The organism is Thalassospira australica (genome assembly GCF_000763295.1).
Classification (GTDB): Bacteria; Pseudomonadota; Alphaproteobacteria; order Rhodospirillales; family Thalassospiraceae; genus Thalassospira; species Thalassospira australica.
The window spans coordinates 41,887-54,318 of sequence record NZ_JRJE01000001.1 but is presented as its reverse complement, the minus strand read 5'-3'; the positions used below and the strand labels follow the sequence as shown (position 1 = coordinate 54,318).

The 12,432-nt window shown below is 55.2% G+C and carries 11 protein-coding genes; 4 read left to right on the top strand and 7 right to left on the bottom strand.

What is annotated here, in order from left to right; translation table 11 throughout:
• Positions 1–8: 8 nt before the first annotated feature.
• From JF44_RS0100235 to JF44_RS0100215, 5 genes are all read right to left on the bottom strand, one after another.
• Positions 9–761 (bottom strand): ABC transporter ATP-binding protein, encoded by a 753-nt coding sequence (locus JF44_RS0100235; protein ID WP_033066955.1) that lies wholly within the window; start codon positions 759–761, stop codon positions 9–11.
• Positions 758–1,519 carry an ABC transporter ATP-binding protein gene (locus JF44_RS0100230; RefSeq protein WP_033066954.1) on the bottom strand — a complete coding sequence of 254 codons (762 nt, stop codon included), beginning with the start codon at positions 1,517–1,519 and terminating at the stop codon, positions 758–760. Before JF44_RS0100230 ends, JF44_RS0100235 begins: the two co-directional genes overlap by 4 nt.
• Positions 1,520–1,522: 3 nt before the next feature.
• Positions 1,523–2,701, bottom strand: a complete 1,179-nt coding sequence (locus JF44_RS0100225) for a branched-chain amino acid ABC transporter permease (protein WP_033066953.1) — start codon at positions 2,699–2,701, stop codon at positions 1,523–1,525.
• A gap of 2 nt (positions 2,702–2,703) precedes the next feature.
• Positions 2,704–3,720 carry a branched-chain amino acid ABC transporter permease gene (locus JF44_RS0100220; protein WP_033066952.1) on the bottom strand — a complete coding sequence of 339 codons (1,017 nt, stop codon included), beginning with the start codon at positions 3,718–3,720 and terminating at the stop codon, positions 2,704–2,706.
• 119 nt (positions 3,721–3,839) lie between these two features.
• Positions 3,840–5,201: an ABC transporter substrate-binding protein gene (locus JF44_RS0100215; protein ID WP_052065284.1), complete on the bottom strand. Its 1,362-nt coding sequence runs from the start codon at positions 5,199–5,201 to the stop codon at positions 3,840–3,842.
• A 204-nt stretch (positions 5,202–5,405) separates the two neighbouring features.
• On the opposite strand from JF44_RS0100215, the gene JF44_RS0100210 reads away from it, so the two are divergent.
• The 4 genes from JF44_RS0100210 (at position 5,406) to JF44_RS0100195 (ending at position 10,518) form a co-directional block, all read left to right on the top strand.
• A complete protein-coding gene (locus JF44_RS0100210) occupies positions 5,406–6,980 on the top strand; it encodes a helix-turn-helix domain-containing protein (RefSeq protein ID WP_033066951.1) in 1,575 nt (524 codons plus the stop codon).
• A 121-nt stretch (positions 6,981–7,101) separates the two neighbouring features.
• A complete protein-coding gene (locus tag JF44_RS0100205) occupies positions 7,102–7,485 on the top strand; it encodes a response regulator transcription factor (RefSeq protein ID WP_033066950.1) in 384 nt (127 codons plus the stop codon).
• A gap of 83 nt (positions 7,486–7,568) precedes the next feature.
• Positions 7,569–7,748, top strand: coding sequence for a hypothetical protein (locus tag JF44_RS0100200; protein ID WP_052065278.1), 180 nt, complete (start codon positions 7,569–7,571; stop codon positions 7,746–7,748).
• 4 nt (positions 7,749–7,752) lie between these two features.
• Positions 7,753–10,518, top strand: a complete 2,766-nt coding sequence (locus JF44_RS0100195) for a sensor histidine kinase (protein ID WP_033066948.1) — start codon at positions 7,753–7,755, stop codon at positions 10,516–10,518.
• A 27-nt stretch (positions 10,519–10,545) separates the two neighbouring features.
• On the opposite strand, the gene JF44_RS0100190 is transcribed toward JF44_RS0100195, so the two are convergent.
• The gene (locus tag JF44_RS0100190) at positions 10,546–11,727 is read right to left on the bottom strand and encodes a CmpA/NrtA family ABC transporter substrate-binding protein (RefSeq protein WP_033066947.1); all 1,182 of its coding nucleotides are present in this window, start codon (positions 11,725–11,727) and stop codon (positions 10,546–10,548) included.
• 3 nt (positions 11,728–11,730) lie between these two features.
• Positions 11,731–12,321 (bottom strand): ANTAR domain-containing response regulator, encoded by a 591-nt coding sequence (locus JF44_RS0100185; RefSeq protein WP_033066946.1) that lies wholly within the window; start codon positions 12,319–12,321, stop codon positions 11,731–11,733.
• Positions 12,322–12,432 lie beyond the last annotated feature (111 nt).

Below are 12,432 nucleotides of genomic sequence, written 5' to 3'. Positions count from 1 at the left end.
AAACAAAGCTAGATCGCGAGGTATTGGTCGCGCAGTTCTTCGTCATCAAGAACCGCCTGCGCGGTCCCGTCAAAGACGATCTCGCCGCTGTCCATGATGATGGCACGGTCTGCCAGCTTCAGGGCCGCAATCGCGTTTTGTTCAACAATGATGGTCGTGATGCCAAGCTTCTTGACGTTTTGCAGCGTCTTTTCGATTTCCTGAACAATCACCGGCGCCAAACCTTCGTAGGGCTCATCAAGCAGCAAAAGCTTGATGTCACGGGCCAACGCACGGCCAATGGCAAGCATCTGCTGTTCACCACCCGAAAGGGTGATGGCTTCTTGCTCTGCCCTTTCACCAAGGCGCGGGAACAGCTCGTAGATACGCTGAATGGACCAGCCATGCGGTTCGGCAATCTGGGCCAGCTCAAGGTTCTGTTCAACCGTCATGCCCGGAATGATGCGCCGATCTTCAGGCACAAGCTGCAGACCCAGACGGGCGGCCTGCCATGCCTTCATTTCGTGCAGTGGCTGATGATCAAGCCAGATTTCACCGTGCTTGAGTTCCGGGTCCGACATCCGGGCCAGTGCGCGCAAGGTTGACGTCTTGCCCGCACCGTTACGCCCGAGAAGGGCGAGGATTTCGCCTTCGCGGATCTCAAACGACACGCCCTGAACGATATAGCTTTCACCGTAATAGGCGTGAATGTCATAGACCGAGAAAAATGCCGGATCGCCGCCCTGTTTGCGGACGGGTTCATATTTTGGCAACGCGTTCATACCGTTTCCCCTCCGAGATAGGCTTCCTTGACCCGTGGGTCGTTACGGACTTCTTCCGGGGTGCCTTCACAAATGATGGCCCCCTGCGCGAGCACGCTGATGCGGTCAGCAAGGCTAAAGACCACATGCATGTCATGTTCGATAATGACTTTGGTCATGCCGCGTTCCTTGATCCGCTTAAGCAGGTCAATCGTGCGGTTGGTATCGTGGCGTGACATGCCTGCGGTTGGCTCATCAAGCAGGAACAGCTTTGGTTGCTGCCCCAGACACATGGCAAGTTCCAGACGGCGTTTGTCACCGCGTGACATCGAACCGGCCAGATGATCCTTGTGTTGCAGCAGGCCAACATCTTCAAGAAGGTGTTCTGCATGTTCGAGGATTTCTTTTTCCGCAAACAGGCTTTTGATGAAGTTCATCTTGAAAATGCCTTCGCGCTTGGCAAAGGCCGGGACCATCACGTTTTGCAACAATGACAGTTCCGGGAAGATTTCCGGCGTCTGGAAAACACGTGCCACGCCAAGCTGGTTGATTTCGTAAGGCTCCTTGCCCGTCAAAACCTGATCCCCCAGCAACACGCGGCCACGGTTTGGTGCCAGTCGACCGACAATCACGTTCAGCAATGTCGATTTACCTGCACCGTTCGGCCCGATGATGGCGTGAACCGTGCCTTCCTTAACCCGAAGGTTAATGTCGGAAAGCGCCTTCAGACCGCCAAAGTTCTTGTCAACGTCGGTGACGTCAAGAATGTATTCGGACATGGATCAGACCTCCCCCGCCGATGTTTGTTCTTTTTCTTTGTTTTCATGCGTATCGGATTTCGGATCGGACTTGCTACGGTTGGTGACCAACCGCGCAAGACGACTGATGCCTTCCATGATGCCACCAGGCAGGAAGATCACGATCAACATGAACACAAGGCCAAGGGTCAAGTGCCAGCCTTCGCCAACAAACAGGCCAACGACAGACGCCACACCATGCGCGAGCCAATCCGGAAGGAAGGAGAACGCATTGAGCAGGACCGTATCGTTAAAGGCCGAAAAGATGTTTTCGAAGTATTTGATAATACCAGCGCCCAGAAGCGGACCAATCAGGGTGCCAACGCCACCAAGGATCGTAATCAGAACAACCTCGCCCGAGGCGGTCCATTGCATCCGTTCGGCACCCGCCAGCGGATCGGTCACCGCCAGAAGCGAACCGGCAAGACCGGCATACATGCCCGAGATGACAAAGGCCGTCATCAGATAGGGACGCGTGCTGTATCCGGTATAGCTCATACGGTTCTGGTTCGACTTGATGGCACGCAACTTCAATCCAAACGGCGAACGGAAAATTCGCAGATAGATAAAGAACGAAATCAGCATCAAGGCCGCACAGATATAGAAGCCGGAATAACCGACACCTTCGATCCCGAACAGGTTCGGGGTCGGAAGCGAAGAGTTTGCCTCGATCCCCGACATGCGGTCAAGCACACGCGGATCGGCCTGTTCGAGTTGCAGACCGGTTTCACCATTGGTGATCGGGGTCAGAACCGAATAGGCAAGATTATAAGACATCTGTGCAAAGGCCAGTGTCAGGATCGAGAAGTAAATCCCCGAACGACGCAACGACACAAAGCCGATCGCCAGGGCAAACAGCCCCGAAAGCACGGTTCCGAAAAGCAGCGCCGGGATGACATTCATGCTTAGCAGCTTGAACGACCAGACAGCGGTATATGACCCGACCCCCAGAAAGGCAGCGTGACCAAAGGACAGATAACCGGTCAAACCAAACAGAATGTTATAGCCGATGGCAAAGATGCCAAAGATCATGAACTTCTGCATCAGATCGGGATAGGCCGCACCGAAAGGCTGCAACCACAGCGGCATGGTCAGGACCACGGCCGACAGGATGGCCATGAAGATCATATCTTTTTTGGGCGAGACGATTTTTGTATTTGTCATTTTTAGCTCTCCATCACGCCCCGGCGTCCCAGCAGACCACGCGGACGGGTCAGCAGAATAACGACGGCAACAAGGTAGATGATGATCTGGTCAATACCCGGGAAAATGTCTTTTACTTCGGTCATCGACGAGAAGGACTGCAAGATCCCCAGCAGGAAGCCAGCGGCCACCGCACCAGGCAAAGAGCCCATGCCCCCAACAACAACCACAACAAACGACAGCACCAGGAAGTCCATGCCCAGATGATAATCCGGGGGCAGAACCGGCGTGTACATCACGCCTGCCAGACCCGCGACCACTGCCGCGATGCCAAACACAATCGTAAATCGACGTTCAATATTGATGCCCAGAAGTTCGACCGTCTCGCGGTCCGCCATCCCCGCACGTACAACCATCCCGTAGGTGGTGAAATGCAGGAACGAGAAGACCAAACCAATGGTCAACAGCGAGAAGGCCAGATAAATCAGACGCCACCACGGATAAACAACAGCTTCACCCAGACCAAAGATCGCACCAACAGCGGCTGAACCTGCAACGATGTCAGGTGCCCCCTGCGGGATCGGGTTGGCGCCAAAGGCCGCCTTGACCAGTTCCTGAAGAACGATGGCCAGACCAAAGGTCACAAGGATCTGTTCTGCATGAGGACGCTTATAGAAATACCGGATGAGAGATCTTTCCATCACAATGCCGATTAACAGCATCACCGGTATCGCCAGTAAGATGGATAAGGGCACGGACCAGTCAATGATCGCCGTACCGGTATCGCCAAACCACAGTTCGAGGTAGGGCGTTTCCTTATAGGCGTCAAAGAAGGTAACCGACTCATCCTTGACCTTGACCGACAAGGTCAGAAGTTTTTCAACAGTAACTGCACAGAACGCGCCCATCATGAAGATGGCGCCATGCGCAAAGTTCACCACGCCAAGCGTGCCAAACACCAGGGTCAAACCAAGAGCAATCAGCGCATAAGCACCACCCTTGTCCAGACCGTTCAGGATTTGAAGAAATATAGCGTCCATCAGGTTATCCGCCGCGTAGTCGTAAGGGACTTAGTCAAAAGTCGTATAGGCCAAAGCCAGAGGGCAAACGGGCCGGCCATTGGGAGATGGCCGGCCCTGCTTGCATCGATGTAGGTCGATCAGACCTTGTAGGGTCCGAGTTCCCCGCCGAACATGTCGGCCGGATACTCAACCTGTGCACGCGGCACTTCCTTGACGACTTCAAGAAGGTCAAAGTTGGACTGCGGCTCTTGTTTACCACGCACAACCAGAACGTCTTTGAAGCACTGGTGATCTTCGGCACGGTAAAGGGTCGGGCCGTTGCCTGCGCCATCGAACTCGAAGCCTTCGAGCTGCTTGATGACTTCCCAAGGTGCGAAGGTACCGGCCAATTCGCAGGCGTTTGCATAAAGCAGCGTCTGGACGTAGCAGGTGTGAGCAGCCTGGGACGGCGGGAAGCCGTATTCCTGACCGAACGATTTCACGAAGGCCTGCGAACCGGCATCGGTCAGCGACCAGTGCCAGTTGGTGGTACCAAGGATACCTTTTGCAGCTTCGCCAGCACCCTGTGCCATCAGGCGGGAATAAAGCGGAACAACGATTTCGAAGTTCTTGCCATTCACCTGCTTGTCACGCAGACCGAACTGAACAGCCTGGGTCAGGGAGTTGACCATATCCTTACCATAGTGGTTCAGGATCAGGACATCTGCGCCCGAGTTCAGAACCGGCGTGATGTACTGCGAGAAGTCACCCGCACCAACCGGGGTACGAACGGTGTTCACAGTTTCCCAACCGATATTCTCGGTCGCGGCCTTGATCGATTCTTCCTGGGTCCAGCCCCAGGTGTAATCAGCCGTCAGGTGATAAGCGCGACGCTCTGCACCATACTCGTCGAGCAGAACCGGCGCGATCGCCTGACCCGACATATAAGCATTGAAGAAGTGGCGGAAGCCATAACGCTTTTTGTCTTTACCGGTGGTGTCGTTGGAGTGGGTCAGACCCGCCATGAAAATGACGCCCATTTCCTGGCAAAGACCCTGCACGGCAATCGCAACACCCGAGGACGAACCACCGGTGACCATTGCAACATTGTCTTTTTCGATCATGCGTTTTGCAGAAGCACGCGCAGCATCGGATTTGGTCTGGGTATCCCCTGTAACGAACTCGACTTTTTTGCCAAGAATACCGTTACCCTTGAGTTCCAGCGGCTTGATGGTGTTAAGCATACCACCGTCGCCTTCGCCGTTGATGTGCTTGACCGCAAGCTGGTAGGCACGCAGTTCGTCAGCACCCTCATCGGCATACGGGCCGGTCTGCGGCACGTTAAAGCCGAGCTTGACGCTGGCAGCATTGCCCGGATCGCCACGGAAGGTCTGGGCGTGGGCATTCTTGATGAAATGCATCGGGAACGTGCCACCAATAAGGGCCGCACCAGTAGTAGCCGCTGACCCCTTAAGGATCGTACGGCGGGATACATTTCCGATAAGCTTAGTCTCCGACATGGTTTTCCTCCCCAATGTCTTGGGATTTGTTTCAGAGAAATCTGAGGTCTGTGTTTTTTGGCTTATTTTCTTAGCGACCTGTACAAACAATGAGCATCATTTGAAAATGAATCAACACCCAGTTGATATAAAACGTTTTTTTTGTAAATATATAAGCAGTTGCTGTGAAAACTTGTAAATTATGTCAAGGGGTACGACTTTAGTATGGCGCGTCAGGCACCCATCGGGCACCGCATTCGCGGACGGCGAAAAGATATCGGCATGACCCAGAATGCCCTGGCGAAGGCTGCGGGGATTTCGCCTTCCTACCTTAATCTGATCGAACACAACCGTCGCTCGATCGGTGGCGGTTTGCTGATGCGGATCGCCGAAGCGCTTGAAATTCAGCCCCATACCCTGTCCGGATCCGAAGAAAGCCGCCTTCTGTCTGATCTGAGCGAAGCCGCCTCTGATCCGGTTTTTCGCACCACCCCGGTTGAAAGCCGCGAGTTCCCCGCGATGATCGCCGCAGCACCGGGCATGATCACCGCTTTTCTGTCGCTATATCGTGCGTATCGCAGCGGCCTTGATGATATTAACGCCCTGTCCGAGCGGCTCAGCCACGACCCGTTCCTGACCGAGGCCAGCCATTCGATCCTTACGCGGATCACATCCATCCGCACTGTGGCCGAGATTTTTGATGATTATGACGATCTTTCATCCGATCAGCGGGCGCGTTTCAATGCGACACTGGTACGCGAGTCCCAGCGCCTTGCAGAATCCGCGACCGAAATTTTCAACTTTCTTGAACGCGGCGAGGCCGGTCGCCCGGCCGCCAGCCCGGCCGAGGAAGTCGATGATTTGCTATATGACAATGCCAACCACTTCCCGACGCTGGAAGATCACGCCAGCGCCATGCGCCCGATCATTGATCCGCAAGGCGGCCTGTATCTGACAGACCTGATCAACTATCTTGAAAACACGCACAACACCCGGATTGAACGGCTGCCGTCCGAGGAATTCCTGACAAGCGGCTATCAATGGGATGCGCAAAACAACACATTGCGCGTTTCGCGCGCCCTGCCGATCACATCTGCCCGGTTTCAGGCTGCGCGCACCATTTGCCGGATTGAGGCCGCCGAGCCGATCAATGAAATTCTTGATCACGCCCAGATTGGCAGCGACGCCGGACGGGTGCGCGCATCAGAAGCCCTGATTTCCTATGCTGCGGCAGCATTGCTGTTTCCCTATGAGCCATTTCTTGAAGATGCACGTCGCATGCGCCATGACATCGAACTGCTGCAGCAACGTTATTCCGCAAGCTGGGAGCAAATCTGCCACCGCCTGACGACGCTTCGCCGTCCGGGGGCAGAAGGTATTCCGTTTCACCTGATCCGCACCGACATTGCCGGAAATATTTCCAAACGATTTTCCGCATCGGGCCTGCAATTGCCGCGCTATGGCGGGGCGTGTCCGCGCTGGGTTGTGCATGAAGCCTACACCGCCCCCGAACGGGTGATTCCGCAATTTGTCCGCCTTCCCGATGGCAGCGAATATCTGTTTGTTGCCCGCGCGCTTCGTTCAACTGCGGGTGGGTATGGCGTTCCGCGCTCGGTTCATTCCGTGATGATCGGGTGCGATACCGCGTTTTCAAATGATGTCGTTTACGGCGACCGACTGTCGCTTGATCGCCCGGATTCTGCGGTTCCTGTGGGAATTGCATGTCGTCAGTGCCCGCGAGAAGACTGTGCGCAACGCGCATATGAAATGGCCGACCGCACCCCAAAAGCAGCAGGCTAGAACCCCTTGAACACGGGCAAAACAGTACCCCAAAGGATACCACCCCAAAGTAGCATTATAATCTGCACCATAAGCAGTTAGGATTGGGGCCATAACAATCCGAAAAATCGGGAGAACGTCCTTGAGTAAGAGACCAAAGGTCTTGATTGCCGAAGACGAGGAAACCATTGTTGAGTCCCTTACCTTCCTGATGGAAAAGGAAGGCTATGAGGTAAGCGTGGCCACCGACGGCCAAACCGCGATCAACATGATCGCGCGCGATACCCCTGATATGGTTTTGCTTGATGTCATGATGCCGGTTCGCGACGGCTTTGAAGTGGTGCGCGCTGTACGTGGTGATTCCAGCACGCAGAAAATTCCCATCATGATGCTCACAGCGAAAACCCGCGAAGTGGACCGCCGCAAGGGCCTTGAGCTTGGCGTTGATGATTTCGTGACCAAACCCTTCTCGACCCGCGACGTCGTATCGCGGGTTAAAGCACTGCTTGAGCGCGCAGAAAATTAAACCAACACCGCTGCGTTCATAACAACTGCCAGGAGGCCGCCATCACACCACCACGCAAACTGACAGAACGCGCATTCGTCTTGATGCTGGTGGCCCTTTTCCTATGGTTGCCGCCAATTGTCGGGATGTTTTCGCTTGATGGCACCATCCTTGGGCTGCCGATCCTGTTTGTCTATTTCTTTGCAGGGTGGGCTATTCTGATTGCGCTTTGTGCCATTCTGACGCGCGCACTCAGAAGTGCCGCCCAGGCCGACGGACCGTAAGCATATGTTGTCCTCGGAACTGGTCATCTTTGTCTCGCTGGTTTACGTCGGCCTGCTTTATGCCATTGCATGGTGGGGCGACAAGCGTGCGCGTGATGGTCATTCGTGGGTGCGCAATCCAACGGTCTATACCCTGTCGATTGCGGTCTATTGTACGTCGTGGACATTTTATGGTGCGGTTGGCACGGCGGCGCGCACCGGGCTTGAATACCTGACAATCTATCTTGGCCCGACCGTGATCTTTTTGGGCTGGTGGTTTTTGCTGCGCAAAATGCTGCGCATTTCCAAGGCCCACCGGATTACCTCGATTGCTGATTTTATCTCGTCGCGCTATGGCAAAAGCACGCAACTTTCCGTGCTTGTCACGCTTATCGCGGTCATTGGAACAACGCCTTATATCGCCCTTCAGCTCAAGGCGATCGCCACCAGCTATACGGTTCTGACGGCGTGGGATCACGGCATGATCCAATCGACCCGCGAAACAATCAGCGTGTTTTCCGATAGTGGCTTTTGGGCTGCTGTTGGCCTGGCCCTGTTTGGCATTTTGTTTGGCACACGCTTCATTGACGCCGACGAGCACCATGAAGGCATGGTGGCGGCCATCGCCTTTGAAAGTCTGGTCAAGATGTTCGCGCTTTTGGCTGTGGGTTTCTTTGTGTCCTTTGTCATGTATGACGGGCTTGGTGATTTATTTGCCCAATCGGCGCAAAATCCCGACACCGCCAAACTTCTGATGCTGCGCGAAGACAGCAGTGCGCGCTGGCTTACCTTGATGATGCTGTCGATGGCAGCAATCCTGTGCCTGCCGCGGCAGTTTCAGGTGATCATTGTTGAAAATGTCGATGAACGCCATCTGGCAACTGCAAGCTGGGCCTTTCCGCTATACCTTCTGGCGATGAACCTGTTTGTTCTGCCGATTGCATTGGCGGGGCTTGGCGCCCTTCCGGCCTGGTCGGACCCGGATTTCTTTGTCATTTCGGTGCCGCTTTTTGAGGACCAGTCGCTTCTGGCGCTTTTGGCCTATGTCGGGGGGTTGTCGGCCAGTACGAGCATGGTGATCGTTGCGACCATCGCCCTTTCGACCATGGTGTGTAACGATCTGATCGTCCCGGCCCTTTTGCGCATTCGTCCGCTGCGCCTGACCGAACGCGATGATTTGACCGGGCTTTTGATCTTTATCCGGCGCGCGTCCATCGTTGTGGTCGTGTTTATGGGCTTTGCCTATTACCGGTCTGCCGGGGCCAGCGATGCCCTGGCTGAAATCGGGCTGATTTCCTTTGCCGCCATTGCTCAGTTTATCCCGATCATGATTGGCGGGCTTTACTGGAAGGGCGGCACCCGCACGGGCGCACAGGTTGCACTTTCTATCGGCTTTGCTGTTTGGGGCTATACGCTGTTGCTGCCATCCCTTGCTGATAGCGGCTGGATGAACCCGGCCCTTATTCAGGAAGGTGCGTTTGGCAACCCCTGGCTGCGCCCCGAAAGCCTGCTTGGCCTGACCGGTTTTGCCCCCTTGACCCATGCACTGATCTGGTCGATTTCGCTTAATACCGGGGCCTATGTCCTGATCAGCCTGTTTACCAAACCAAGTGCGCTTGAGCGCATTCAGGCCACCCTGTTTGTCGATGCCTTTTCGCGCAAGGGCCAGGATACGGTGATCTGGCGGTCGTCGGCCTCGGCCAATGATCTTTATGAATTGGTCGAACGGTTTTTGGGACGCGATCGCGCCTATCAATCGTTCCGGCAATTTGACTGGACCTCCGACCCATCCTGGCGGGGCAAGGGCGAAGCCGATGCCGACATGATCGCCTTTACCGAACGGCTTCTGGCGGGGTCCATCGGGGCCGCGTCGGCCCGGGTGATGGTTTCGTCTGTTGCCAAGGGCGAGATGGTCAGCCTTGACGAAGTTCTTGAAATTCTTGAGGAAACCTCACACGTTATTGAATATTCCCAGCGCCTTGAAACCAAGTCGATTGAACTTGAAAAAACCGCTGCCGAATTGCGTGCTGCCAACGAACGGCTCAAGGAGCTTGATCGCCTCAAGGATGAATTCCTGACCATGGTCAGCCACGAATTCAGAACCCCGCTTACATCGATCCGGTCGTTTTCGGAAATTCTGGTCGATTCCCCGAACCTTGATCCGAAACAGACGGACCGTTTCCTTGAAATCATTGTGCGCGAAAGCGAACGCCTGACACGTCTGATTGACGATCATCTTGACCTTGCCCGCCTCGAAGCCGGCCATTCGGACTGGCGCGCCGTCGAAGTTGATCCGCGTACCGTCCTTGATGAAAGCATCGACGCCGTCAAAGGCCTGTTTGACCGCAAGGGCGTGGTTCTGACCTGCGAATATTCGCGCAATTCGGTATTGCTGCATGTGGATCGCGACCGCCTGACACAGGTTTTCATCAACCTTCTGTCCAATGCTGCCAAATTTTCCGACCCCGACCACCCCGAAGTTGCTGTTCGCGGCGAGGCGATGGACGGCGGCTATCTGGTGTCGATCAGCGACAACGGCAAAGGCATTGCACAAAACGAGCTGGAAATCATTTTCGACAAGTTCTCACGCGGGGGCAAATACGCCGATGACAAGCCAAGGCCATCGGGATCAGGGCTTGGTCTTGCGATTGCCAAACATGTGGTCGAACATTGTCAGGGCAAAATATGGGCCGAAAGCCCCCCCGGCCAGGGTGCAACCTTCCGCGTTTTCATCCCCGGCGAAATGATGGAAGCAATTGAACCGGTGAAACCGCTAACCTCCATTGACTAATGCCCCCGGACCTAAACGCAACGCGCCCTAGCGAACGTTTTCCGGGTCGAAAATCGTATTATCAAGAAAGCCATCTGGCCCGACAAAGGCACGGTCATCTGCCTGTGCAGCCCCTTCGACCCGCCAGTCATGCTTGGGCACGGCAACATCAAGTTCCGCGACCGCCGCACGATACAAATCCGGGCGATAAACCTGTCGAACGACAGCATTCAGATCCGCATCCGGCGGCACCTGCCCCCACCGCTTCATCTGGGTTCCGACCCAACTGCCCTGTGACAACCACGGGAAAGTTGCGGTATAGCGGTAAAAAACATGCCGATCAGGCACATCAAGTGGCGCTTCGCCCGGACGCAGAACCGGCTTGCCGGTAAGGGATGCCTTCAGAACCTCATAGGGCGCGCCGACATTGGCTTCTTCTGAAAGTATTTGCGCAAGTTCGGCCCGATTGCCCGGCTTATCGGCCCACTCGGCGGCCCTTACAAGGGCACGCACCAATGCTGCTGCGGTATCGGCATTGTCATTAACCCAGTCTTCGCGCACGCCCAGAACTTTTTCCGGGCTGCGTGCCCAGATATCATCCTTAAGCGCAACAATCACACCATCGCCATGAAACACCGCACGCTGGTTCCAGGGTTCCCCCACGCAATACCCGTCAACCCAGCCATTGCGCAGACTGTCAAACATCCGGGGCGGGGCGATCACGCCAATGTTTACATCCAGATCCGGATCAATTCCGGCCGCCGCCATCCAGTAGCGCAGTTCATAATTATGGCTGGAAAACGGGAACACCGTCGCAAAGGACATGACAGGTCGCCCGGCAGCGCGATCCTCATCAATCACCTTTTTCAAGGCCCGCGCCGACAGCCCGCGCGGCCCATGCATGGCGGCCGGGTCGGCTTCAAGCATGCGCTGATACAGCACGGTCGAAACCGTGATCGCATTTCCACCACGCCCAAGCGCCATGGGAACAACGATGTTTTGAACCGGAACCCCACCAAGCCCCAGTCGGGCCGCGATGGGAATACCGGCAAGCAAGTGGGCCGCTTCAAAAACGCCGTAGGACAGCTTGTCACGAATGGCCGCCCAAGACATTTCGCGGACCAGCTCAAGGTCGATGTTTTCCTGTTTGGCAAATCCCATAGCCCGCGCAACAACCGGAATCGCGCAATCGACAAGCGGAACAAACCCAAGACGAACCGTGTTAGCCATTCCTCAAAACTCCAACTGAAACGCCGTGATGACGCTTTGCGCGATCTCATAAATCTTGCGATTTTGCTTCATGGCGTTCTTGCGCAGCAGCGCATAGGATTCCTCTTCTGACAGGCCCTTTTCCTTCATCAGGATACCCTTGGCCCGTTCAATCAATTTTCGTTCGCTGAGTTTTGCCTGTGCTTCGTCCCGTTCGCGTCTGAGCTGGTCAAAGACATTAAAGCGCGAAATCGCCATTTCGACGATGGGGCGAATGCGATCCTGACGCAATCCATCAACGACATAAGCACTCACCCCGGCAGAAACGGCTTCCTGAATCATGGATGCGTCACTTTGATCGACAAACATCGCAATCGGGCGCGCAATGGCGCGTGACACCTGAAACATCTGTTCCAGCGTGTCCCGGTCGGGATTTTCCAGATCAATGATGATGATATCAGGTGCAAGTGCCTGAACGCGCTCCACCAGATTGTGCGACGTGCCAATCCGCGCCACACGGGTATAGCCACTTTCGACCAGACCACGCTCGACAATGGCGGCGCGGTCGGGGTCTTCGTCAATCACCAGAATATTGAATTCTTCCAGCTTTACCAAACCAGCCCTTACTCCCTGACGGTCTTTTGCGACCAGATCTCTCTGACATTATTTATTCCGGCCCGTTTGCGGGTCCGAATTGGATATCGGGATGCAGCATCTGCCGCATCC

Bases quoted from the DNA above. Each gene is read 5' to 3' on its own strand.
- JF44_RS0100225 (WP_033066953.1), bottom strand. From the start codon at position 2,701: ATGACAAATACAAAAATCGTCTCGCCCAAAAAAGATATGATCTTCATG.
- JF44_RS0100220 (WP_033066952.1), bottom strand. From the start codon at position 3,720: ATGGACGCTATATTTCTTCAAATCCTGAACGGTCTGGACAAGGGTGGT.
- JF44_RS0100195 (WP_033066948.1), top strand. From the start codon at position 7,753: ATGTTGTCCTCGGAACTGGTCATCTTTGTCTCGCTGGTTTACGTCGGC.
- JF44_RS0100200 (WP_052065278.1), top strand. From the start codon at position 7,569: ATGCTGGTGGCCCTTTTCCTATGGTTGCCGCCAATTGTCGGGATGTTT.
- JF44_RS0100235 (WP_033066955.1), bottom strand. From the start codon at position 761: ATGAACGCGTTGCCAAAATATGAACCCGTCCGCAAACAGGGCGGCGAT.
- JF44_RS0100215 (WP_052065284.1), bottom strand. From the start codon at position 5,201: ATGTCGGAGACTAAGCTTATCGGAAATGTATCCCGCCGTACGATCCTT.
- JF44_RS0100210 (WP_033066951.1), top strand. From the start codon at position 5,406: ATGGCGCGTCAGGCACCCATCGGGCACCGCATTCGCGGACGGCGAAAA.
- JF44_RS0100230 (WP_033066954.1), bottom strand. From the start codon at position 1,519: ATGTCCGAATACATTCTTGACGTCACCGACGTTGACAAGAACTTTGGC.
- JF44_RS0100190 (WP_033066947.1), bottom strand. From the start codon at position 11,727: ATGGCTAACACGGTTCGTCTTGGGTTTGTTCCGCTTGTCGATTGCGCG.